This is a genomic window from Falsiroseomonas algicola, assembly GCF_011040385.1.
Classification (GTDB): domain Bacteria; phylum Pseudomonadota; class Alphaproteobacteria; order Acetobacterales; family Acetobacteraceae; genus Falsiroseomonas; species Falsiroseomonas algicola.
Genome location: NZ_JAAIKB010000030.1, coordinates 1 through 23,777, shown reverse-complemented (window position 1 = coordinate 23,777; position 23,777 = coordinate 1). Strand labels below are relative to the sequence as shown.

General features: G+C 61.6%; 20 protein-coding genes. 14 read left to right on the top strand and 6 right to left on the bottom strand.

The window, feature by feature from the left end:
• The 3 genes from G3576_RS30280 to G3576_RS30270 all read left to right on the top strand — a co-directional run.
• The coding region (locus tag G3576_RS30280) for an ABC transporter permease (RefSeq protein ID WP_328730160.1) at positions 1-532 on the top strand (532 nt) is incomplete at its 5' end.
• Positions 522-2,318 (top strand): formylglycine-generating enzyme family protein, encoded by a 1,797-nt coding sequence (locus G3576_RS30275; protein ID WP_164698220.1) that lies wholly within the window; start codon positions 522-524, stop codon positions 2,316-2,318. The genes G3576_RS30280 and G3576_RS30275, both read left to right, overlap by 11 nt.
• 667 nt (positions 2,319-2,985) lie before the next feature.
• Positions 2,986-3,507, top strand: coding sequence for a hypothetical protein (locus G3576_RS30270; RefSeq protein WP_164698219.1), 522 nt, complete (start codon positions 2,986-2,988; stop codon positions 3,505-3,507).
• Between the two features lie 602 nt (positions 3,508-4,109).
• Here the strand turns inward: G3576_RS30270 and G3576_RS30265 are convergent.
• Complete coding sequence (locus tag G3576_RS30265) at positions 4,110-4,253, bottom strand: hypothetical protein (RefSeq protein ID WP_164698218.1); 144 nt, start codon at positions 4,251-4,253, stop codon at positions 4,110-4,112.
• Between the two features lie 185 nt (positions 4,254-4,438).
• Between G3576_RS30265 and G3576_RS32745 the strand changes: the two genes are divergently transcribed.
• On the top strand, positions 4,439-5,620 hold the full coding sequence (locus tag G3576_RS32745; RefSeq protein ID WP_407926147.1) for a S41 family peptidase: 1,182 nt from the start codon (positions 4,439-4,441) through the stop codon (positions 5,618-5,620).
• 19 nt (positions 5,621-5,639) lie between these two features.
• Here the strand turns inward: G3576_RS32745 and G3576_RS30255 are convergent, their stop codons facing one another.
• On the bottom strand, positions 5,640-6,053 hold the full coding sequence (locus tag G3576_RS30255; protein WP_164698216.1) for a hypothetical protein: 414 nt from the start codon (positions 6,051-6,053) through the stop codon (positions 5,640-5,642).
• A gap of 396 nt (positions 6,054-6,449) precedes the next feature.
• Between G3576_RS30255 and G3576_RS30250 the strand changes: the two genes are divergently transcribed.
• The 3 genes from G3576_RS30250 (at position 6,450) to G3576_RS30240 (ending at position 8,280) form a co-directional block, all read left to right on the top strand.
• Positions 6,450-6,683 (top strand): hypothetical protein, encoded by a 234-nt coding sequence (locus tag G3576_RS30250; RefSeq protein ID WP_164698215.1) that lies wholly within the window; start codon positions 6,450-6,452, stop codon positions 6,681-6,683.
• A 353-nt stretch (positions 6,684-7,036) separates the two neighbouring features.
• The gene (locus G3576_RS30245) at positions 7,037-7,303 is read left to right on the top strand and encodes a hypothetical protein (protein ID WP_164698214.1); all 267 of its coding nucleotides are present in this window, start codon (positions 7,037-7,039) and stop codon (positions 7,301-7,303) included.
• Between the two features lie 53 nt (positions 7,304-7,356).
• A complete protein-coding gene (locus G3576_RS30240) occupies positions 7,357-8,280 on the top strand; it encodes a tyrosine-type recombinase/integrase (protein ID WP_328730159.1) in 924 nt (307 codons plus the stop codon).
• Positions 8,281-8,397: 117 nt separating this feature from the next.
• On the opposite strand, the gene G3576_RS30235 is transcribed toward G3576_RS30240, so the two are convergent.
• Positions 8,398-9,312 carry an Abi family protein gene (locus G3576_RS30235; RefSeq protein ID WP_164698212.1) on the bottom strand — a complete coding sequence of 305 codons (915 nt, stop codon included), beginning with the start codon at positions 9,310-9,312 and terminating at the stop codon, positions 8,398-8,400.
• Between the two features lie 288 nt (positions 9,313-9,600).
• Here G3576_RS30235 and G3576_RS30230 point away from each other — a divergent pair, with 288 nt between their 5' ends.
• The gene (locus tag G3576_RS30230) at positions 9,601-10,044 is read left to right on the top strand and encodes a hypothetical protein (protein ID WP_164698211.1); all 444 of its coding nucleotides are present in this window, start codon (positions 9,601-9,603) and stop codon (positions 10,042-10,044) included.
• Between the two features lie 312 nt (positions 10,045-10,356).
• Here the strand turns inward: G3576_RS30230 and G3576_RS30225 are convergent, their stop codons facing one another.
• The gene (locus tag G3576_RS30225; protein WP_164698210.1) at positions 10,357-11,562 is read right to left on the bottom strand and encodes a Fic family protein; all 1,206 of its coding nucleotides are present in this window, start codon (positions 11,560-11,562) and stop codon (positions 10,357-10,359) included.
• Between the two features lie 313 nt (positions 11,563-11,875).
• Here G3576_RS30225 and G3576_RS30220 point away from each other — a divergent pair, with 313 nt between their 5' ends.
• The 3 genes from G3576_RS30220 (at position 11,876) to G3576_RS30210 (ending at position 14,137) form a co-directional block, all read left to right on the top strand.
• Positions 11,876-12,568, top strand: a complete 693-nt coding sequence (locus tag G3576_RS30220) for a ParA family protein (RefSeq protein ID WP_164698209.1) — start codon at positions 11,876-11,878, stop codon at positions 12,566-12,568.
• On the top strand, positions 12,565-12,903 hold the full coding sequence (locus G3576_RS30215; protein WP_164698208.1) for a stability/partitioning determinant: 339 nt from the start codon (positions 12,565-12,567) through the stop codon (positions 12,901-12,903). Before G3576_RS30220 ends, G3576_RS30215 begins: the two co-directional genes overlap by 4 nt.
• Positions 12,904-13,204: 301 nt before the next feature.
• Positions 13,205-14,137: a replication protein RepA gene (locus G3576_RS30210; protein ID WP_164698207.1), complete on the top strand. Its 933-nt coding sequence runs from the start codon at positions 13,205-13,207 to the stop codon at positions 14,135-14,137.
• A 245-nt stretch (positions 14,138-14,382) separates the two neighbouring features.
• On the opposite strand, the gene G3576_RS30205 is transcribed toward G3576_RS30210, so the two are convergent.
• Positions 14,383-14,595, bottom strand: coding sequence for a hypothetical protein (locus G3576_RS30205; RefSeq protein ID WP_164698206.1), 213 nt, complete (start codon positions 14,593-14,595; stop codon positions 14,383-14,385).
• A gap of 3,378 nt (positions 14,596-17,973) precedes the next feature.
• Positions 17,974-19,153 (bottom strand): IS3 family transposase gene (locus tag G3576_RS30200; RefSeq protein WP_407926146.1). Its coding sequence is split into 2 segments (ribosomal slippage): positions 17,974-18,810 and positions 18,812-19,153, totalling 1,179 coding nucleotides; the frame shifts between segments, so codons are not numbered across the junction.
• A gap of 798 nt (positions 19,154-19,951) precedes the next feature.
• On the opposite strand from G3576_RS30200, the gene G3576_RS30195 reads away from it, so the two are divergent.
• From G3576_RS30195 to G3576_RS30185, 3 genes are all read left to right on the top strand, one after another.
• The gene (locus G3576_RS30195) at positions 19,952-21,559 is read left to right on the top strand and encodes a vWA domain-containing protein (protein WP_164698205.1); all 1,608 of its coding nucleotides are present in this window, start codon (positions 19,952-19,954) and stop codon (positions 21,557-21,559) included.
• Positions 21,560-21,563: 4 nt separating this feature from the next.
• Positions 21,564-22,343, top strand: coding sequence for an ABC transporter ATP-binding protein (locus tag G3576_RS30190; protein ID WP_164698204.1), 780 nt, complete (start codon positions 21,564-21,566; stop codon positions 22,341-22,343).
• 104 nt (positions 22,344-22,447) lie between these two features.
• A partial coding sequence (locus tag G3576_RS30185) for an ABC transporter permease (protein ID WP_164698203.1) occupies positions 22,448-23,777 on the top strand: 1,330 nt, incomplete at its 3' end.

Genomic DNA, 23,777 nt, shown 5'->3' with positions numbered 1-23,777 from the left:
TGGCTTCCGGCTCTATGCACGAAACATCGAGGAGGTCGCGGGCCTGGTCCGCCATCTCACGGATCAGGGGCTGGAGGTCGCAGCCCAGCTCGGCGACATCCAGCGCGTCCAGGCCCTGGACCGTGGCTTGACCCGACTGTTCTGGCTCGTTGCGAGTGTGGGCATCCTCGGCGGCATCGCCAGCCTGGCAGCAAGCCTGCACGGCGCGGTGCAGCGCAAGCGGCGCGAGTTCGGAATGCTGCGCCTCATGGGCCTGCCGCGAACGGGCTTGCTGGCCTTCCCGCTCGTCCAGTCCTTGGCCGTGGCGGTGCTCGCCTTCTCGTTAGCGCTGCTCGGTTTCTTCGCGTTCTCGACACTGATCAACACCGTCTTTGCGGCAGACCTGCCGCTAGGTCACCGGCTCTGCCACCTGCCTCCTGGCCACATAGCTGCCGCAGCCCTGTTGACTTGTTCGCTTGCCGCCCTGGCGTCGCTGCGCGCTGGCCTTGTCACGATGCGGATTGACCCGGCAGAGGCAATCCGTGTCGAGTAGGCTCGCAGTTTTCGGGCTCCTGATAGCCCTGCTGCCAGGCCCGGTGCCTGCTCTCGGCGAGACGCTCGAATGCACCCGCGAGCCATCGGAGCGATGGGTCTGGGATCCCTGTCCCTCCTCCGAAGGCACGCGCGCGCCCGAACTGACCTTGCCCCTACCCGGCCACCGTTATCGCCTGATACTACGGCGCGTCGAGGTCCCCGGCCCCAACTTCTGGTGTGAAGCCGAGCGCAACGTTCTGTTCGGCCGGGACGATCCCGGCGACCCCTTTGCCGCGCCGCAACGCGTCCAGATCGGCGGTGCGTTCCGTACCAGCGGTGGTTCAGATGCCGGCTGGAAATACTACATCGCTAAATACGAGTTCACCGCTGGTCAGGCCGCCGCCATCCTCGGCAATGGCGTGGTGTCTGACGGCGTGGCGCGCCTGGTTGACATGCTGCGGCGGGACGCCGCTAGCGATCGTTTGGTCGCACCCCTGAGAACTCGCCTTGAGCAGTTGCCTCCCGAAGAGGGACCGGCCCGCTGGTCACGCTTAGCAGAGCCGCTCCGAGGACTGACGGCGGCCGAGATCGGCGCACTTCTCGAGTCCTTCAATACGTGGTGCTACCGCGATCCTGAATGCCTTGGCCGACTGCGGCAACAGGCGAGCCTTGCTGGCGTGCCCGGGTTCCTGCGGCTGCCTACTGAAGCCGAATGGGAATACGCCGCTCGCGGTGGCCTAGCCGCGCTGCGCTCTGGGCGCTTCTCCGACGATCGGTTCTGGAATACTGCACCTGACCATTTCCGTTTTGCCGTGTCGCGCACCTACGAGCGCTGGCCGGGCAACGCCGTACAGCGGATCGGTGGCGAACGGAGGTCCACTCCTGGAGGCCTCTTCGATGTTCTCGGCAACGTGCGTGAGCTCACGGCGGACGTTTTCGGTGCAGAGATGCGGCAGGGTAAGAGCGGTGGGCTGTCCGCGCGGGGTGGTGCCTTCTCCGACGACGCATCCCGTCTTACGGTCGCGATGCGGGACGAGGTGCCGGCGTATCGCTGGGATACCTCGCGTAGCGATGGTGCAGCCCCCGCATTCCAAGGGGTAAACCGCGACCTCTTCTTAGGGCTGCGGCCCGTAATGGCTAGCGTCAATGTTCCTACAGCCGGCTTCCGCCGCGAGGTTTTCGCGGACGTCGCCGCAGCTTGCCGGGCAACGACACCTGCTGCGCTGTCAGCTGGCGCCGGTGCGGCCCCAGTGGCCGACGATATGCGACGGATGACCGATCGACTTCGTCTCGCTGAGGAAGAGGGCCGCGGTCAGGCGGAGTTGCGCCGCCTGCTCTCTGAGATATCGCGACGATTATTTACGGCGGAACGAACTTTGAGGGATCGGGACCAGCGCCTTTGCCAGACACTGTTCTTCAACGCTGTGACCACGGCTCAAGCCGTCACTACTGATCTGCGTGATCGCAACAGGCGCGAATGGTGGCGCCAGGAGCTCGTGAGGCTGAATTTTCCGGCAGAGCGTGTCGCGACAGCCCAGCGTGAGCGCGACCATCACGCCCGCAATGCGCAGGAACGCATCCGGCTTTATGAGCAGACGTTGCGCGAAATGACTGACTATGGCGCGGAATGCCAAGCGTCGGCGTCGCGCGAGATGCGCCGACGGCTTCAGAGCATTGATGTCATGCGCGACGAGCTTGAGTTAGTCAGCTTGGTCGACAGGCACATCACACAAGTCCGCAGCTTGCGACCGAGCTCAGCTACACTTTTTGCCGAAATAGAAGCAATTGCTGGGAGTCTAAGATGACTGCTGCATCACCCGCAATACGTTCGCCACGCCATGTGGTGCGGTTCGCCATCGGCCCACTTGGCGGTGTCCTCCTGCTTGGAGCCTGCGCGAACCAGCCGGGAAACGAGAACCGTACTCGGCTTGAAGGGGCCGGAGCAGGTGCTGCGATCGGCGCTCTGCTGGGCGCGGTGATCGGTGGAGAGCAGGGCGCTATTTGGGGTGCCGCATTAGGAGGCGGACTAGGCCTTGGTGCAGCGGAGGTCGTAAATAGCCAACGCCGTAGCTACGCAAATAACGCAAGAAGATTAGAAAGCGAGCAGAGGATCGCCCAACAGAACCTAGCTAACACTCGCTCCTACAACACGGAGTTGGGAAAGCGTGTAGCAAACTTGGACGCCCAGTCTGCACAGCTCGTACAGGCACGTGCATCGGGACGTGCTGATGCCGCGACTGCGGCACGCTTGCGCAGCGAGATGTCGCGTGAGGTGACGTCCGCGCAGGAAAATCTTGGTCGAGTGGATGCTGCGCTGGCCGAAAGCCGCAGGCAGCTCGAGACGGCGCGGGCGGAGGCAGGTCGCGGGAGCGTAGAGGTGGCTACACTTGAACGTTCGATCCGCGAGCTCGAAGGCGAACGCGAGAGTCTCCGTGCGTCGATCGATCGCCTCTCGGCGTCCGGACGGCGGATATGATGCGCGCCGGATCGAGAACGCGGCTCATTTTGTTGGCGACCGGAGTCCTCTCGTCGGGTTGCGCTTCCGGTGACCCGCGCAGCGATGGCTTCTTCGGCGGCATTCATGGCCTGCAGACGGGGAGCTACGCGACTCGCCAGCAGCAACAGGAGGTGAGCCTTGCAGCGACACGACAGGCGGTCGCGGCTGAGCGCGGCCGGCAACTCGACCTGCTGACCGCGCAGGAAGAGCGCGCTCGGCAGATTGCTGCGCTGAACCGCGAGATTGCAGGCCTGCGCACGGAGACACAGCGGCTTCGCGCGAACCTCTCCCAACTCAGCGTGACGCGAGCGGACCTTGCAGCACGCCGCACCGCCCTGGAAGGCGAGTTGGCTAGAACCGAGCGGGAATTGGATGCCGTTTCGCGCCTGGCAGTCGCTGACGGGGTCACCGAAGACCTCAGACGACGGGAAGCGCTTCTGAAGGCCGACATCGAGAGGCTGAAGCGTAGCATCGATGCCATCGGCGGGATGAGATGATCCATGAGGCGGCGGTACGTGGGGCTTGCGCGCAGCGACCGAGGCCTCTGTCGCGAGTTTCGGTTGCGCTGCTTGTGGTGATGCTGACTGCCTGTGGGCCACGCTCCGGCAGACCTGAACCGCCTGTCGAGCAGGCCAGGCCCGCCCTCGCGGTCCCACCAGAACTTCCGGCGCCGCGTCCGCAGCAGGCAGCGGAGCCACCCACCGACCGGCCCCTGCGGCGGGGTATGCCTCCGACCGAGTCCACCGGCTTCCGTTTTGTGGAGGAGCTCCATCAGAATGAACTCGAACAGCTGGTCGAGGGACTGAACGCGCTCGACCTATTAGAGCAGGCCGGCAGCGATCCTCCCGACGCAGCTGCACTGGAAATGGCGATCCGCCGCTGGCGATTGTCACGGAATCAATCAGCCGAACCTGTCGTGAGTGCTGCCATGCTGGATGCCATGGATGCGGCAGTTCGCGTGCGCCGTCGGACGCCTCAGGTTCCGGCAGCGCCGCAGGTGGCGGCTTTGCCGCGCCCGCCGGTGCCTCCACCGATCACGAGGCCGGCGCCGCCGCGGGATCCTCCGCCGGTGCCACTGTCTGCCGCGAGACAGGGCGAGTCAACACTGGCGATCGAAACAGTACGTTGCCGCGAGCCGCACGAAGCTCTCGTGCTGGTCGTGCGCGGCATTGCCGACGCCGTGGGCGATCAGGTTGCCCTGCGCCTCTCGGAGCGCTTTGTAGTAAGCTTTGACGTCCGACATGGCGGAACCCACGCCGGAGAGCGCTGGTGCATTCCGCGCCGTCGGGTGTGCTGGGAGCCGGCAGCCTTCGACGACTGGGGTGGCAGAGATCGAGCCGGCGCTGTGCGAAGCTTCGGCCCAGCGCTGGTAGCAATGGATCGTCCGGGCGCCTTTCCCGCGTTGGTCGAGCGCAGTGTTCGCGCTGAATGTCGCCTTGCACCGTGATTCGGCGCGGCTTCACTGTCCGCTTGGTAGCCACTTCAGCAATCCTGGTCTGCACCCTTTCAGTCAAATCGGTAGCCGCAGAAGCTACCCTTATAAGTCGTGTGTCAGAATTGCTTTCTCAAAACTACTCTCGCCCCGAACGGCTTCCCCCTCGGCTTGGTGTCAATCCTAACGTTGCTCTTAGCGATGAATTACGGATGATCGATCCGCGTATTCGCTTTGAGCCAGCAGTGACGCAGCAGGTGGCGGACGAGCAGCGGCGCGCCAGGGCCGTGCTTGATGCCGTCGGTTTAGACGTTGGTGAAGGTACTGACGCGGTCCTGGCTATAGCTCTGCCAGGTGGCTTAGCGGACCAGCCAGGCATCCGAGATGGTGCCGTGCTGCTGCGTGTCGGCAACGCTCCCGTGCGGCGCCTTGCTGATGCAAGAAGAGCTTTGGCAGCCGTAGATGGCAGTGCCTCATTGCAAATGACGTTTCTGACCGGAGCCGGTCGCGACCGCTCCTCGGTCGCGATATTTCCTGCTCCTGCTGTAGGCTGGCATTCTACCCGGTTGCGAACGGACAGTATTAGTCCGGTTGGTGTGCGGCGCACATCTGATGGTGTTCTCCATCTTCGCATTGTTCGTTTTGACACAGGGCGGGTGCGTGACGTAGTTCAGGCGGCATTGGCAGCATCGCCTATTCCTCGGCGCATTGTCATTGATCTGCGCCACAACGGGGGAGGTAGCTTCATTGAAGCCCTCGGCACTGCTACACTTTTCTTGGCTGCTGGAACTTCACTCGGCGCACTCGTGCCAACACGCGACGGTCTGTCTGATCTAGTCTCGCGGGAGGAGCGTCCTCTTCTGCAGGTTCCGCTTATCATCGTGCTGGACCGCTATACAGCGAGCGCTGCCGAAGTCTTTGCTGCCGTGCTGCGCGGCACAGGTCGAGCCACACTTGCAGGAGAGCGGAGCAGTGGGAAGTGCCTTGTGGAGCAGCGCTTCAGTTTGGCGGCGAGTGGGCCCGCTCTCGTCATGCCTGTGGCGGTGTTTGTGCCGCCTGGCACCGCAACGTGCTCTGAGCGTGGTCTCATACCCGATACGCAGCTGTCGCCCGAGGTTTTCACCGATACGAGGCGTCTTCTAGCAGCTCTGTCTCCACAACCGGCGCCACGGCGATGATGCAGACATAGATGCGCCCCTAAACTATTCCGCCATAAAAATCGTCTGCAATTGCTCGAAGCATGAGTTCAAATCGCTCAAGCTGCAGGTTAGCTTGTGCGGATAGCAGGAAGGTAGTCAAGCACAGCCGCACCAATGTCTCCTGTCGCTGTGCGCCTGTGATATCTGTCGCGATCTGGATCCAGGCGCCCACCTCCTTAATGGCGCCGTGTCGCCGCTCGGCGTCCAGGCTGGACGCCGATACCGAGAACTCGTTAGCCTTACTGTGCTCGGCGCGGATCACAACGTTTAGCGATTGTATCTCAACGTAGAGACAGGTCTGCTCGGCATCAAAGTTTGGCGGGTCTAACGTGGTCCACTGTGTAATGCTGCTCGATAGAGCACATTCTTTCAGTACCGCCACCCAACGATCTGACAAGTCATTTTTGCGCATGATGAACCCTCAGCGGAACGCAGTGCCCGTGATAATCTCTATATCTACTCGTCTTTGCTCGCGGTCCCCGCGAACTGCGAAGCTCCGTATCGCTCTGGGGCAGCCGCCCTGATCTGGGCAGCGCCTTATAAATGCGCGAGCTTGGTCAAGCGCATCCTGCCTTAGATTACGTTCCGTACGTGAGAGTTGCGATGTCAGCGCATCCAGGCGCTGTAGTCCTTCAACATAGGTAATTGGAGACGCTTGCGCCCAGGCGCTCGAGAGTTCGAGTCCAGCGCCTTGAATCTGAATGCGGCCGCGATGCTGCCCGCCTTGGCGGGCTAGTCCCAACTCTTCGGCTACTGCCCTTGCACGCGTAGCGGCTTCAGGATGACGTTGAGCTAGGGAGTTAAGCGCGTGACGGACCACTGGCGGTCCGAGAATGGGATGATTGCGAAGAATTTCTCGGAGTTGCGAGACACAATCGGCGCGGGTGCAGGCAGCAGCGCCTTCGTGCACCACGACGGCGGCGGCGACCAAGGGTGCGGCACGTACGGCCAGCATTGCGGCCTGTGCGGTCCCAAGGAGCGCAGCACCAGCCATCCGGTCGATGACATCCGCGTGGACTGGCTGCGGCCCGGCTATTGCTAGAAGCAGAGCCAAGACTTTGAAGATACGGCCAAGACGTTGGACAGCCTGCTTCAGCATTCCGATCAACCCGAGGCTGTGTGGCGAGGCTGCATCGCATCTCACCGCCTCAACGATGTCGGTGCTGGCCGCGCCGGTGTCGCCCTGCTGCAGCGCAATCGCGCCGCGCACGGTGAAGGGTTCAGCTGCTGCGATGGCGGCCGCCACATCGGTGTCCTATCCGGACGTTGCAATATCGTTATCGAATGCTAGCGATGACACGGCAACAGCTTTGATGAGTGGATGCTTCCGAAATGGAAGCCAATGATGTATGATAATGTCCTTTATCATATGTATTGCGACCGGAAGGAGGAACCATGAGCGAAGCCGACAGTTCCACGCGGGAGGCATTCTCCGTCCCTGCAGATCATCGCTTGGTGCAGACGGGGTACAAGCAGTCTGGCCACCTCGGTCAGTACGAGAAGTGGACCTACGACCAGTACGACGCCGCGGGCCAACTGGTAGCTCGTTACGAGGAATGGGACGAGGTATCGGTTGGGGCGGGCTGGGCGCAGCGCGGGTGGCGCAAGCTGAGCCCGCAAGGTGCGGTGCTCAAGGAGCATGTTGCCCGAGACACCAAGTGAGAGAGCCTACCATCAGGGAAGTGGCGCTTGTCCGAGCTGTAGGACCAGCCGCTGTGCCCGCGCTCATTGTTGCCAGTGGCGAGCGCGCCAGCCTGCGCTTCCTTGAGTTCTTTGCTGCCGCCATCCGCAACTCGCATACGCGCCGCGCCTACAGCAAGGCGGCGACCGACTTCCTCACCTGGTGCGAGTGCGCCGGCGTGTCGTCGCTCACCGCGGTGCAGCCGCTGCATGTGGCGACCTGGATCGAGGTGCAAACGCAGGAGCACTCGGCACCGACGGCGAAGCAGCGTCTCGCAGCACTGCGCCACCTGTTCGACTGGCTAGTCACTGGCCAGGTGATCCCAACCAACCCTGCTGGATCCGTACGAGGGCCGCGGCACAGTGCCCTCAAGGGTAAGACGCCGGTGCTGGACGCGATCGAAGCTCGGGAGCTGCTCGATAGCATCGAGACCAGCACACCCGCCGGGCTGCGTGACCGGGCGCTGATCGGGCTCATGGTCTACAGCTTTGCCCGCATCGGCGCTGCACTTGGCATGACGGTGGCGGACGTGTTTGTGCAGAACCGGCGGCTCTGGGTGCGGCTGCGCGAGAAGGGCGGCAAGCGGCACGAGATACCGTGCCATCACACGCTCGAAGAATACCTACACGCCTATATCGACGGCGTTGGCATTGGTGCCGATCCAAAGGGTCCGCTGTTCCGTACGATCGGCCGTGGCACTAAGACGCTGACACGCACTGCCCTGCCGCAGGCCAACGCCTACGCCATGGTACGCCGGCGTGCGGAGGCTGCAGGCATAGACACGAAGATCGGGAACCATACCTTCCGGGCCACGGGTATCACGGCATACCTGAAGAACGGCGGCACGCTCGAGAATGCGGCAGCCATGGCGAACCACGCCAGTACCCGCACGACGCAGCTCTATGATCGTCGGCGTGACGCGGTCAGTCTCGATGAGGTGGAGCGAATTCGAGTATAAATATAATTCGGCCTTGCTCTAAAATTTTAGCTCCCGTAATCCGGTCCTGTCATTTTTTGTGTCAAAATTGCCGCATATAAAACTGTAGAGTCATTTTGACCGAACTCTGGTGCATACCTAACGCCAGAGAGGCAGGCTCTCCCAATTTGGCGGAAAGCCTGCATGTTCGATGCCTATACTAGGTGCTGAAGGAAAAGTTTTCATATGTTCCTTGAGCCGCCTTGCCCATGAGGTAGAGGGATTGATTTTTCTGAGCAAAAATTGCATGGCGGCGGCGACTGCGTAAATGCGCGTAGGAGACAAAGAATTTGCTAACGGCTCTGGTGTTGGTTGGGCAGGTTTCTGTATCAAGTGATCAAGCAAGGGAACTGCGCCGTAATGAGGTAGGCCCGGAGCAGCAAGAGAACGGTTCCAAAGGCGTCCATGGTGCGCGCAAATATTGCGAACGGTGTTAATCGAGCGAAGCCAAGACTTTAGCTGGTCACGCTTCGGAAGGCCGTACGCCTGAGCTAATTTCGAGGAGTCGACATCGAGCATCCCGCCTACGAAGCGAGACAACATGCCGAAGTCCCAAAGTTCGACTGCCATCCAGATGGGTAGTGGAGAAGAGTATTTTGCATTAAATGATTTAACAAATTCTTCTCTGGCTGCAGCCGTGGCCTCGTCCAATTTCCGCAGCCAATCGACATGATCATATTGCACAAATCGCCGGTGTAGCTGGTTTGGGTCGCGGTGGGCCAAGGGATTGCGTGACCCTAAAAGTAGAGCGACGTCGACGCGCATTCCGATCTCAACACGCTCAATCGCGTCTAACATAATCATGCGCAGTTTTTTGTCGAAGACGTAAAGTTCATAAACAAGGCGAAATTCGGTGCCTGGCTTGAAAGTGTCAAGCACCTTTTGATTTATCTGGCCCGTAGTCGGATCAGTTTCAATTTCAATCTCCCGGAATGGGTACCAGTATCCGCTTAGCCGATAATAGCCGATACGCTCCAAGCAGGTGCTAGTTTTTGTCTGATCGCTGATGGTCATCCCACGCGAAAGCAGAAGCGCAACCTGGTCTGATACAGGAAGGTGCGGCTTGAGGAACGGAACTGTATTGTTCTGAATTGGCAATGTGAAGGCCAAACATGAAAACCGACCCGTACACCAAGGTGCAGAGGGGCCGGTCGTGATGGGTTGGAAGTAGCACGCGCTTTGTGAAATGCAACGTCGCAGAAGCGAGAGATAGCAGGCCTGTGATAGTCAACGACTACGACAACGTAGTCGTTGACTATCACAGGCCTGCGGTCGCGTCAAGGTTGCTTTCTGGATTGCAACATGCTGATTTTAGTGGCATTTTCGGAGCCGTGCATGGGCGGTCTTCGTTGCAAAATGGCAGTCAGAAACATCGAGACGCAGAGCGCCTCCTCTTCTCTTGAGGAAGAGATCGCGGCGCGAATTGCAGAAGTGGAGCGCCGGATCTACGAACTGACCCAGGAGCGGGAGACGCTCGGCCGCCTGCTGCTCAAGGCTCGCCAGAGCCGGCCCGGCGTACGTGACGTCACACGCCGGAACAGCGTCAGCCGTATCCTCATTGAGCAACAAATTGTTGCGCTTCTCAAAAATCGTCAGAAGCCTGCATCGGTGGCCCAGTTGTTCAAAGCAGCCAGGTCTGCCGATCCGAACCTGAAAGAAGGCACGTTCCGGTCTTACCTTCATCGTCTCTTCGAGAAGGGCCTTGTTCAAAAAGCAGGAAGGAGAGGTTACTGGATACACCCGTGACTTTGCAGATCAAATATTGTGGTAGCTTCCATCAATCGGAACACGTGACTTGGTCGGCATTGCGTCCCGGGTGGGGGGCTTTGGACCGTTGGTGAAATCGTGTGGCGCCTGCCGCAGCATCATCTGCACCCGCGCTGCCGCCGGCTTGGCCCCAACAGTGCACCAGTCTTGTGGAGATGCCGCGACACCGCCGTCACCGCCTCGCTCCATCTCTGCGACGGCCTTCCTCTCAAGCCTCAACGGGCTGCCGCAAGAAGGGCTGCGAGGCAACGCTTACGGATGGCCATCACGTTTGCCTTCTTTGTCCAAAGATTAGGTCTCTGGGAAAAGGCTCGGGAACAGCAACTCAATCGCCTGCATCGGAAAGCGCAGCGACACAGGGCCTTTCGGCGTGTCCGAGCCCAGAATGCCGTCATCTACTAGCACGCTTAGCAGTTCACGGGCGCTGCGTTCCTTCAAGCTCGTGATGCGCGGTGCATCTCCACGCGGGACCTCCCCCTGCTGCAACACCCGCTCGAGGAGCAGCCAAGCTTCTGGCCGCCAGCCGTGGCGCTCCGCGTAGAGACGCAGCCGCTCAACCAGGGTCTCAAGCGCGAACAGCTTGGCCATGAAGGTGACCTGGTCCTGGCAGACCTTCAGGAACCAGGTAGTGAACTCTACCAATGCCTTGCGCGAGAGATTGCCCCGGCCATCCAGGTCGCCCTGCCGTGGCATGTCGGCATAGTCCATCATCCGCTTGTAGTCGCCACGGCTTGCAGCGCCACGTGCTAGGCCTCGTGAGACTGACCACAGCCCATGTGCACCGATGCCGGCATGCAAGGCCATCGCATGGCTCATCAGTCGACTGACACGGCCATTCCCGTCGAGGAAGGGATGAATGTAGTTGAGACGATGGTGTGCCGCGGCCATGGCTATGATGCGGCTGCCTCTTCCCAGGGATGAGAGCCGGTAACGCTGCTCGAAGTGAGCCATGAAGCTGCCTACTGCCCCCGGTGATGGTGGTAGGTGCCGGCCTACTGTCACCTCCTCAGTGGGATCGCTCCGGAACTCGCCTGGTGTCATGCGGAGGATCAGCTCTCCGCTTTTCACGGTCAGCATGGCTTCCGGTGCATCGGCATAGAACTCGCGATGCAGCCAGCGGATGAACTCGACTGAAGCAGGGTCTCCGAGCGTGCCGGCGGCATGCTGTCTGTCGATCTCTCGCTGCACGCGGATATGGGCACGTGCTTCGAGCTGGAGGTCTCGTCGCTCCGGCGTGCTCTCGAGCTGCCCCTGCAACGCCGCCTCGATCTCACGTGGCGTCGTGTTGTGGCCTTCGATCAGGTTCGAATAGTAGCAGTTCATGATCCGCACAGCGTCGGCCAAGCCTGCTGCTGAACGTGGATGAAGGCGTGAACCAAGAGCAGCGGCTGCAGCCGAGAGGCTTGCCACGAGATCGACGATCTCTGCTCCCGCCTCATCGAGCAGACAGGGCTCTATGCGTGTCGGAGCTTCGATGGAGAGTGCTGCAGAACGCATGCGGAAAATTTGCTCTGCTTTTTGCCGATGTCATTTTGACGGAACACACTGATAGCACGACAAAAAGATCGCTCATAATCGCAACGGATGCCGATGTTTGTGCCGATCACTGGTGCTTGGCCAACGCATTGAATTGCCAGACTTTTCCCGGGTTCTCACGACCTTTGCCTGCCGATCGTCGTGAGCTCTATCGCTCCAAGCGTCACTCTCAAGGTTGCCTATCAGAAAGCTACCAAGTAGCTATCCGTTGACTTTCTTGTAGTCATCTGGTGTCTGCCTGGATGTAGTGAGGTAGCGAGGAGGGGGCTCGTTCATGCCCACGATCGTGTTCGCGTCGCCGAAGGGTGGGGCCGGGAAAAGCACTTCGGCCGTCGTGCTAGCGACTGAGCTCGCCCGGCGTGGTGCCGAGGTCGTCGTCATCGACGCAGACCCGAACCGCCCGGTCAGCCAGTGGGCTGGCCGGCCAGGTCGCCCGGAGACGCTCACTGTCCTCGCCGAGACGACCGAGGCTTCGATCATCGATGACATCGAGGCAGCCGCGGCCCGCGTCCCCTTCGTCATCGTAGATCTCGAAGGAACGGCGAGCATGACGGTGGCCTATGCCATCAGCCGGGCCGACCTGGTCATCGTGCCCACTCAGGGTAGCCAGCTCGATGCTGCCGAGGCAGCGAAGGCTATTCGTCTGATCCGTCAGCAGGAGCGGGCCTTCGGTCGGAGGATCCCCTACGCAGTGCTGCTAACTCGAACCTCGGCCGCCATTCGCCCGCGGACCCTCCAGCACATCCGCGAGGAGATGGAGCGGAACAACGTGCCGGTGCTGAACACGCAGATGCATGAACGCGAAGCCTTCCGAGCGATCTTCAGCTTCGGCGGCGTGCTGCAGAGCCTCAATGCGAACCAGGTGAGCGGTCTGGACGCCGCCATGAAGAACGCCCAGGCGTTGGCGGTGGAGGTCGTGGATCTACTCAAGGGTGCTGCGCGAGAAAGGACGGAGGTCACGGCATGAGCAGCGAACGGGCATCCCTGTTTGGACAGGACGCTGACATGGATCTCTCGGGCTTCAAGCCAAAGGCTCCTGCCCGACCCGAGCAGGTGAGGGATGTCGCCGAACAGGCGGGCTTCAGGAGCAGAGAGGGAACCAGAGAGCCCGTCGAAGGTGAGATCCCCCGTCGCGAGCCACGCAGGTACCGGACTGGTCGGAATGTCCAGCTCAACCTCAAGGTCCGGCAGGAGACAGTAGATGCCTTCTACAAGCTGGCAGACGAGCATGGCTGGGTGCTGGGTGAAGCCTTTGAGCACGCCGTCGATGCCCTGAAGCGTGAGCTTCAAAAGAAAGCCTGATAGCCGTCGGAGAGCTAACTGGTAGCTACCGGATATCCTTAGGGGTCGCCGCGTTGCCGGTCATGGATCACGGCCGATTCGCGAGAGAAGGGGACTCTGCTGACGCTCCGAGTCGTCCACAGGCGACGAGTTATCCAGAGGACTTCACTGACGGATACGGGGGACTCTGCTGACGCAGATGCGAGTCGCCCAGGGGACTCCACTGACGAATCTAATAGCTAAGTTCAAATAGCCTTCGATTAGCTCTCGTCAGTAGAGTCCACCTTGCGCTCATGGGCTCCCATCCAGGCAAATGCAAAGCATGGGCGATGTTCACCAACTGATCCTGCAGCACGGCGTTGAGACCGCACGGTCGATGGCTGCAACGAAGGGTGAGCGCCTGGCTGTCGACGCTGCGGCTCAGGTGATGAGCGACGAGGAAAGCCGCCTCGGCATCACCCATGCTGGGTTCGCCATGACCTCGCTGCCGCACAAGCGGATTGAAGAGCCCTTCTGGCGGCGTGAAGGGCATCGAACGACGCTGCTGGTTGAGGCGGGCCGAGATAGGCGAGGCGTTCTGGTTGGCGTGCCCTACGGCTCCATCGCCCGACTGATCCTCCTGTATCTGCAAACCGAGGCCATCAGGACCAGCTCGCCCGAAGTCGAGCTCGGCCGTTCTATGAAGACCTGGATGGGACGCATGAGCCTCACCACGGGGGGCAAGACCTACCAGCTCGTGGCAGAACAGGCCCGTCGCATCTCAGCGTGCCGGCTGACCTTCTTCACCGATCGGAGCCACGGGGCAGAGGCCAGGCACAATGGTGCCTTCGTCCAGGATGCCATCACGCTCTCCGGCGTGGTCGATGACGAGGCACAGCCGTCGCTCTGGCAGGACCGCGTGCGGCTGGATGAGCACTTCTGGCACTCGCTGAAGGAGCACCCGGTTCCGGTACGCGAGGAGGCGATCAGGGCGATCGGGACACGCAGCCTGGCGATCGACGTGTACATCTGGCTGGCCTACCGGCTCCACTCGCTCACCAAGCCAACTCCAGTGAGCTGGACCGCCATCCACGGGCAGTTTGGTGCCGGCTTCAAGCTGGTCAGGCAGATCAAGCCGACGTTCTGCGAAGCTCTACAGCTCGCTTTGGCGGTCTACCCTGACGCACGGGTGGATGTGGACCGGGAAGGCATCGTCCTCCATCCATCGCCGCCGGCAATACCGAAGCCGGAAGCCAGGCGCCTCGGCATCGTCTGACGTGTACCGACAACCGATCGAGGTAGGGGACTCTACTGACGCCGGCACTGCAGGCGGTCAGGTCTACTCGGCAGTTCCTGGTTGGTAGGGCAAAGCGCCGACAATCCGCCTGAGGTCGGCGATGGGAACCGTGACGTAGTCCATCTTGGCAGCGGTGCTTGCTCCCTTGGACGACGTGAGGATCCAGGAAAGGTCGTGCCGAACGGAGAGGATGCCGTCAGGGCGGGCGATACCGAGTGTTCTGATCAACCGGCTTTGAGATAGCGCCGGCTTCGGTCCCGTAACCGTCTCGAAGTGAACCAGCACGAGTTTGTCGTCCGGAATCGTGGGGAGAACTCCAGCGTCATCTCCGGCAGCAGGAGTTCGCCGGCGAGGAGAAGGATCGCCTCGTCGAGGCTGTAGATGCCTTCGCTGGCCGGAGTTACCCGGATGCCGAGGTCGGCATCATGCTCCATCATGCGTGCTCCCGTGTGATGGCATTCGGATCGCTTCGCAGTGGCACTTCACCGGCAGGGGTCTCAAGATATGAGACACGCTGTCGTTCCCTTCTATAGGTGCAGTTGCAAAAGCAACGACCAGCTGAATGCCGGGGTACCACCTAAGCCCTCAGCACCAGAGCGCCTGTCGTGCCACCAGCATCCCGACAACGCTGTGCGATGCTAGGAGCGACGGCTGATGCGAAGCCGGTAACGGCCGGACCTCACGAACCAGTGATGTCCGCCTCGATGTTTCCTGCTTGTTCTCAAACATGCCTTTGAGGGAAGATTCGCATGCAGGTCACGCCACCCCACTGGCTCTCTCGGTCGCCGATCGACCCTGGACCAACACGGAGGAGGGGGCCGGCAGAGGCTCGGCCGCCGTGGGTGGCCCAGCTCCCCGTGGCTGAAAGGCTCGGAAAACACAGGAACGCCCTCGGACCTGACCCCAGTGGGGATCGGAGCCGAGGGCTTTCCCGTTTCTGGTCTGGTTCATCTTGATCTCAAGCTGCTTCATTTCGACTCAACCGCCGCTGAGTTTGAATGAGACGGTTCAATCTCCTGCTGAATGCCTGGAAGGCGGCGTTGACCTCCACTCCGGCACGGGAAGTGCAGGACTACGCCTTCCAACGTCCATGCAGCGGCTCTCAACTCGCTCCAAATCTCCCGGAAGCGGCCGATCGTGCATTGGGTGGCGGGTAGCGTCTGCTCTGCGGCAGCACCGGCAGCGGTCAGGAAGTCAGTACTGTGAGATCATGCGCCGGAGGCTGGCTCTGGCTTCAGTATGAGGCAACAGAGCAGCGATTTGGCGAATGAAGCGCCGGCTGCGAGACCTGAATCGCTGACGACGGCCCTATTTCTGCCTGGCGTAGCCCGGAATGCTTGGAGCCAGACGGCAAAGCCTTCCCGCCCAAGCGGCTGGGTCACTGTCTTTTTGGAGATCACCGTGGACTGGCAGCCCAGGGTGACCAGGCAAAGCACCTACCCAGGGCCTCTGCATCGCTCGGCGTGTGGCGGCCATCGACGAGGAACCCGGTCGAGATCTCAATCCTCAGGTCGCTAGGGTCAGGGAGTTGTCGTACGGATCCCTGAGGTGGCCCCTCCTTGTCGAGCGACCAAGCATCGACTGTGCAGGCCTGCTTGGTGAAAGCGATCGTCAGAGTCCAGGGGAAGGCCAGCCCAGCTGCATGTGCCTTATCGAATCGATCCTATGCTGCGGCATGCTGCTTTGGGACCAAAAACTGATCGCCGACGTCCATGCTTGAACAACAAAAAGAGCTTGCTGAGTTTGCTTGCCGCCGACCATATTTTAAATATTAATAATATAAATATTAACGGATACTATTAAGAATTTATCGCGCCAAGTTATAAAATAGACACGCCTAAGCATTACCAGAACCTTAACGGCTCTGGTGATTGGCTTTATAGTTGAAATTTAAGTTCTCAATTAATTCTGATCTTCGGCGGCGTGGCCTTTAACCGAAGATTTCTAGCTTTTTCTGTTACCGTCTGCGGGACTGCAGTAGCTAGTTTCACCCGGCTTACACTCCCAGGCTGGGAGCAGATAGAGAGGGTAGCGACCCCTCTCCCGCAAGGTTGCCTTCATGGCCTTGCGTTGGGTAGGAGTTTAAGCTGCTTGAATGCTAATGCAAGCCTTCAGCTGGCAGGCAATGCGTATGATTCCTCAAAAACAGATTGAGGATGCTCAGCGTATTTTTGAGGAAGGGTTCGGGCAGATACCTCGTCTAGGTCCGAGGCCGGTTCAAACCCGCTACACTTCTACACAGAAACAACCCCCCCCCTCTGCGTGGCCACAACGCTGACCATGCCCCCACCTTACACTTCGTCAGTGCTGAGCACTTGCTTCGGCGCGCCTGCGTCAATCGCACGAGCAGCTCAGTAGCGAGACGGTAGACGAGGCATCTAGCTGGACCTGTTCCCAGTCAACCATTGCCCAGAGCCTGGGCCACTCGTCTGAAGGCGCCGTTACGTGCGAGGCGGAGAAACCAGCTCACGTCTAGAACCTCGAAATCTACCCCTGTCAGGCGGCGGTGGGCATCGCAAGCGAGCGAAGCAAAATGCCCGGCCGTTGCCTGACAGGGGGGGCAGCTTCACCGAGAAACAAGTCAAACCAAAATATAACCCTATCCAGTTCGGGCCAATCGCAGGGACCGTCCTATCAACCGGCCTGTCTCACCATGGAACGAAACTTTGCAGCCGCAGCGAGAGCGTCAGGGTTCCGATTTTCATAGTTCTTGGCCGCGTCATTCAGTGCCACGGTACCATCCAAGACCAACCAACCCCCCAATCTCGAGTGCTAGTCGAGAGCTGCCCTGTGCTGGGTGGCGGCTCAGGCATTTCGCTTCGCTCGCTGCGCTCGCTGCGCTCGCTTGCGATGCCTGCCGTCACCCAGCACGGGGCACCTCCCTAGCTCACGAACAAAACAAAAAAGCGAACACCTAGCTCCCCCTGGTTCCAGACCTTGTCGATCCCGGGCACTGCGTCAGCGATCAATGGGCCGGCCCATCCCTGCATGAGCACGACAACGAAGAGTTCAGTACGATGGGCTCTTTCCCTGGTTCAGGCACAGCAAGCTGCGTGGCTGAGATCCATCAAGCTCCAGACGGATGCAGGTCAGTGCTGTGGCACCTTCCTTGGTCAGTTGATCATCTGGCTGTAGCCAAGACGCATGCAGAGGACCGCATCGATGTACAGCCGTACACATGTATCTTGGTATCAAGCGGGCCGCCCAAGTCAGTTTGGCATCCTCCCAGAGGGTGATTAGCTGCAAAAGCGGGGCAGGACGCTGCAGTTGTTTCAGCAGGGGCGGGTTTCTTCTGGCTCAATCAAAACCCGAGTTCTCTGTATTTTTCGATAACTAAAGGCGGCCTAAAACTCAACACGCCTCATTGAAAGCTTCGCGAGAGCTCAACTCCGTCGACTTTGAAGTAGGAAAGTTCGGCTTGTCAAACCAGAGCGTCCATTTTTCTTCTCGAAAAAAACCAGCTGGTGGTCTGGGTGTCGTAGCTCTGGCTTAGAAAACAAGGCAACAAGCAGAAGCTATCCGCCATGACAGCGTTTAACTCCGAAGTAGAGATCCAAACGCTAAGTCGAGAATTTCTGGCGATCGGGCCAAGGGGCACCTAAAGGATAAGCTCTTTGCGCCAGCAAGCAATGCCTGTCGTCTCGCAGCCAATATCTGTAACAGGTGGTCGTCAATGCCTGCGGCTTGGTCATGCAAATGCCCGCCGCGGTTCGTGCGGTACGGGCCCACCAAAGTGACGGTGTGGCTGGCGTGGCCCTCATCAAACCGGTGGAGTTGGAGTTGCCCCGCTTTCGTGGACGGTTAGGGGGTAGGGATCACTTGTTCTCGGCCATGGCTCTGGCTTCGTATTCAATGGGCGAGAGGTAGCCCAGGGCGGAGTGGCGCCTGGTCGAGTTGTAGAAGCCCTCGATGAAGGCGAACACCGCCATCCGTGCCTCGGCTTGAGAGCGGAAGCTGCGGCGGTCCAGCAGTTCGCACTCGAGGGTGGCGAAGAACGCCTCGGCCATGGCGTTGTCATACGCATCGCCGACCGAGCCAGTGGAGGGGCGGACGCCCGCTTCCTTGCATCTGAAGCCGAAGGCCACAGACGTATATTGGCTGCCCTGATCCGAGTGGTGCACGACATCGGCCGGCTTCCTCGTCGTCACCGCCATGTCGAGCGCGTCCAGCACCAGGCGCGTGCGCAGGTCGGTTGCCATGGCCCAGCCGACGATCCGGCGTGACCAGACATCGAGGACGACGGCCAGGAACAGGAAGCCCGCCGCGGTCGGCACGTAGGTGATGTCGGCCACCCAGAGCCGGTTCGGGCCCGCGGCTCGGAAGTTGCGGCCGACCAGGTCGTTGGCGGGCCTGTGGCTCGGCTCCCGCTGCGTCGTTGTCGGGAAGCGACGCCGGGAGATGCCGCGCAGCCCGGCCCCGCGCATCAGCCGCGCCACCCGCTTGCAAGCCACGGCCGTCCCCTCGGCCTGCAGCTCGGCATGCACGTGTGGCGCACCGTAGGTGCCGTGCGACGCGGCGTGGATCGTGCGGATCCGGCGCAGCAGCGACGCGTCAGTGGCGGCATGCGCCGAGGCCGGGCGGCTGCGCCATGCGTAGTAGCCGGAGGGCGAGACGCCCAGAACGCGGGCCATGGTGGCGATCGGGAATTCGGCCTAGTGCGCGCTCATGAATTCGAAGAGCCGCTGGGGGCCGTTGAGCGCCTTTGGCGCTCAACCCCATCGCGAACCAGGCCGCCACCTTTGCCAAGATGTCGCGCTCCTGGCGCAGGCGATGGTTCTCACGCCGGAGCTTTGCGAGTTCCTCCCGCTCAGGGCTGGTCACGCCTCCGTCCTTGCGAGCCCCGCCATCGCGCTCGGCCTGGCGGACCCAGTTCCAGATCGACTGCGCCGTCGGCTCGAACTCGCGGGAAAGATCCTCAGGCCTTCGCCCTGATCTGACCAACTCCACCATCTGCCGCCTGAACTCCGGCGGGTAGGGCACCCTGAATTTCGGCATCTCGGACACCTCCGTCTCAAGCCTCGCGGTGTCCACGAAACCGGGTCAACTCCACTCATGGTTGCGCCGCCTGTCCGGTCGGATTGGGGGCTGCTCCATGCGGGTCATGGGCCAACGCTGCCAAATATAATATTGTTGTTTCGTAAAATTCCGTTATCGTGTCTTTTGTCGGCTTGCCTTGCATGTGTGCCGACCCCTCTGATGGAGGCCAAGGTGACGGTCCATTACACAGTCCGGCGTTCACCTCGGTACCGCCGCTCTTTGAGCGTTGGTCTGCTCTCGTTAAGCCTTGTGCTCTCGATGCTATTGATTGCCGGAAATGGGGCTGCGCAGCCTGTCGACAACGTTGTCTGCGATGGACGAGAAGTCTGTCGCGACCGTCAGACACAACTTCCGCTTCGCGCTCTTCTCCGTCCGCTAGCTCAGCTACGCGACGCACCTGACGATTCGGCGCGTGCAATCACGGGCACGCCGTCTCCTTTCCAGCCTTGGTTTGTCTTTGAGCGCCGCAGTGTTGACTATGCTGATCCAGCAAATCCACGCGGCTGGTTCCGCGTGCACGACAGTGGCAGTCTCCGTGCAGGCGAGCAGCCCTTCGCTTGGGTGCATGCACGCGACATCTTCGAATGGCGGAACGCTATCGTCGTTTCCTACACCCATCCAGGTGTTGCGCCCGACCAACGTGGCCGTGTCATGATGTTCGCCGACCGCGACCGCCTTCGTGGAATGGTATCTGGGGCAGATGCCACTACCCGTGCTCGCTCAGTGCTGGCGGATCTCGAAGCAGGACGAGCCGACATGGTGGAGCGCCACGGTGTCGTCATGGCCGAACCGCGCACCTTCATCGATATCAACAATAGGTTTTACATTCTGCCCGTGCTGGCCTTCGAGCCGATTGAAGGGCTGGCGCGTGACGCACGGCTGCTCCGGGTCGCTGCAGCGGTGCCGCAAGAAACAGGTGATACTGGCCGCGCTGCGCCAGGCGCAGCGACGTTGAGCGATGCTGGTGTGCGCGAGCGCGTTACCCGCGGAACTGATCAGATTGGCGCTAGCACCCGTGATCTTGGCGTCGACATCAAGTTCGTCATCGATATGACCGGCTCCATGCAACCCTATCTGGATGCAACGCGCGAGGCGGTCATCCGCCTGATGGACGAGATCGGGAGAAACAACGACATCGTCCGCTTCGGTCTTGTCGGCTACACCGATGTCCAGGCCCAGTGCAGCGAGTGCCGCTTCGCCGTATCGCGCAACTTCACCCCAGGCGAGCCCGTGACCGGGCAGCAGATCCGGGACGCCCTGTCCCTGCCGGAAGCGCGGGCGAGCGGCGGTGGCGACTGGCCGGAGACCGTCTTCGAAGGCGTGCTCGAGGCGATCAACTCGCCTTGGCGTCCGAATGCGCTGCGCTTTGTCCTTCTGATCGGCGATGCCAGCGCAAACCAGCTTGGCCAGAAGGACGCCACGCTGTCCCCTGACACGGTGCGATCCCAGCTCGAGGCAAACTCCGTCCGTGTCCTCGCGGTGCACATCAAGCCGACTGCCGCGAACCTTCCCCGCGAGATCACCTCCGACCATCCGGTTGCCGAGGCGCAGTTCCGGACCCTCTCGGCGCTGCCGGGCGGTCAGGGCGGCAGCGCCTACCTCGATCTCGCGGTAAACCCGGCACGGCCGGCCGAGGCCCGCGATGCGTTCGAGCCGGTCGTGCGCAGACTTGCCCGAACCTTGACGGAGGTCGTGGCCGAGGCGAGGCGGGGCGATCCTGCCTTGATGGCCTCGGTCGGTGTGGGCGCTGCCGCGCCGACGCGTGCGGCGGCACCGCCGTCGGGCCGCGATGCCACTACCCTCGCCCGCGAGGCGGCGAGTGCCGCGCTCATCGAGTATCTAGGACGGACCGGCGAGCGGCCGCGTGACCTGGTGGCCTGGGTCGCCGACGTCGATCTCTCTGACACCTCGCGCGATGCGCTCGACGTCCGTGTCTTGCTCGAGCGTCGTGATCTCGGTGACCTGATCGAGGCGCTGACCGGTCTGCTGCAGGGCATCCGCCGCGCAACGATGACCGAAGCGAACTTCTTCAGCGCCGTGCAGACCGTCGTCACCGGTGCGACGCTCGACCGCATGACCGGCCTTGGTTCAGCGGAGGCGGCAGTCCGGTCGTCAAGTGCGATCGTCGATATTCTTCCGCGCTGGGTGGCCAGCCTCCCCTACCGCAGTTCCCTACAGCGGATGACCTTCGACGACTTCGAACGCATGAACCCGAATGAACGGGCTAATTTCGAGGTGGAACTCGAAGCGAAGCTCCGACTCTATCGAGACTTCAATAACGATCGGGACATCTGGCAAGCGCTGTCACCTCGGCACAGCGACCTCCAGCATGTCTTTGCCATGCGTCTGTCTGACCTGCCTTGATGCAATGCTGGCCGCTGCGCTCGATACCGCAAAGCCGGGGCAGGTTCCGCCGGCCCCGATCCTCGCCCTCACCAATGCCGTGAAGCTGCGTGGCAGTCCACCACTAGAGTTTCGCTTAGAAATACCCTCCTTCATCGCCAGGGCTGGCGAGTTCATAGCGGTCGTCGGCGAGAGTGGATGCGGAAAAAGCACGCTCCTCGACCTGCTTGCGTTGATCTCTAGGCCGAGCGACGCCAGCGGCTTCATGCTGGCAGACGCGGAATGCGGTTCGCACGATATCTCCGCGCTCTGGCGTGATGGAAACGAGCGCGCATTGTCGACCTTGCGTGCACGAAGCGTCGGCTACGTCCTTCAGACTGGCGGCCTTTTGCCCTTCCTGACTGTAGGGGGAAATGCCGAGCTATCACTTGCATTGGCGGGCCGTCCTCTCGATAGGGATCGTATCCGCCGGCTGGCAGAGAATCTTGGAATCGAAGGGCAACTCCGAAAGAAGCCTTACCAACTGTCTGGTGGTCAGAGGCAGCGCGCCGCCATCCTACGCGCTCTGGCGCATAATCCTCGCATCGTGCTCGCCGACGAGCCGACTGCAGCTGTGGACAAAACTCGGGCGGGTGCCATCGTCGCGGACTTCCGACGCATCGCGATGATCGAGCGGACGACGGTGATCATGGTCACGCATGACCTGACGCTTGTGGACGACACGGCGGACCGGCGCTTCGGCTTCCGACTCGCGACGACCGCCGGAGGAGGCACCGTGTCCACCTGCGTGGCGCTCGGCGCGTGAGCGGGCGCAGAGGCAACCTGCCCCGCCGCGGGAGCCAACCGCCCGGTGGCGGCCCGGGCCTTGTGGCGCGGTTGGCGGCAGCCGACCTTCGTCACGACTGGGCCATGGGCGCGAGCCTCATGGTCGCGATCGGCGCAGTAATCACGCCGCTGCTCCTGATCCTTGGCTTGAAGTACGGCCTTGTCGAGTTCCAGCGCCAGCGCCTTGTGCAGGATCCGGTCTACCGCGAGATCCGACCGACGCAGGTCCGTGAGTTCGCCGCGGACTTCTTCGAGACGATCCGTGCGCGGCCAGATGTCGCGTTCATCATCCCAAGCATCCTGCGCGGCGCATCGAACGTAGGCGTAACGGCGGGTGAGGCCCGGTTTCAGCTTGACCTGCTGCCGAGTGTCGCAGGTGATCCCTTGCTGCAAGAAAACGGCACAGCCGCCCCGGCCGAGGGGGAGGTCGTGCTCAGCCAGTCGGCCGCCGAGCGCCTGCGGCTCGAGCGTGGCCAAACGGTGACCATATCCGTAGGCCGTCGCTTTCAAGGCCGCAACGAGACTGTCGCCGCATCGCTTCGGGTGATTGGAATCCTAGCGGCGCGCGCCGACCCGCTCGACCGGATATACGTCGCACTGGGCTTGGCCGAGGACATCGAGAATTGGCGGCTCGGCACCGCAGTCGCCTCGCGCAACTGGAGCGGCAGCACGCCCGTGCCGTATGCGAGCTACGATGGCCTGTTGGCCATCACGCAGCGCGAATTGCCACCCGCCGAGGAGACACGGCTGCAGATCGGGACTGGCATCTCGCGAGTCGAGCGGCTGCCTCCAGCGTCCCTACTGGACGGTGTCCCGAGACGAGCCGATGCGGAGCAGCCTGTCGGTCTCTACCGCCTAGGGGCCGTCGGCACGCCCCTCCAGTCCGACAGCATCGCGGCCCTGGCCAACCGGCTACGGCCCTTCGGCGCCATTCTCGTGCCAATCGTTGAGCAGCTGGAGGCCGAACTGTTGACGGCCGTTGGACCCCGCCGCATTCCCGTCGTCGCCCTTTCGATGCCGGACGAGCATGCCGCCAGGTTGGGTCTCCCGCCGCTGCCATGGGGCCGGACGCCTATCGCCGAGCAGTTCCGGACAGCGGCATATGTGCTTCTCTCGTCCGACCTCGGCTTTGCGTCAGGCTCGAGCGTCACGCTTCGCCTGAGTGCGGGCGGCGGACCCGCCCTCGGACTTCCGTTGACCGTTGCCGGCCTCCTTCCGCCTGGCAGCCCCATGATTATCTCTGCGGAACTCGCCGGAATCGTCCGCACGGCGGCGGATCGCCCTGTGCTCATGAGCGCAGAGCTCGGCGTCCCGGTGCTTGCTCGTCCAGGCTATCGTGGCTTCCGGCTCTATGCACGAAACATCGAGGAGGTCGCGGGCCTGGTCCGCCATCTCACGGATCAGGGGCTGGAGG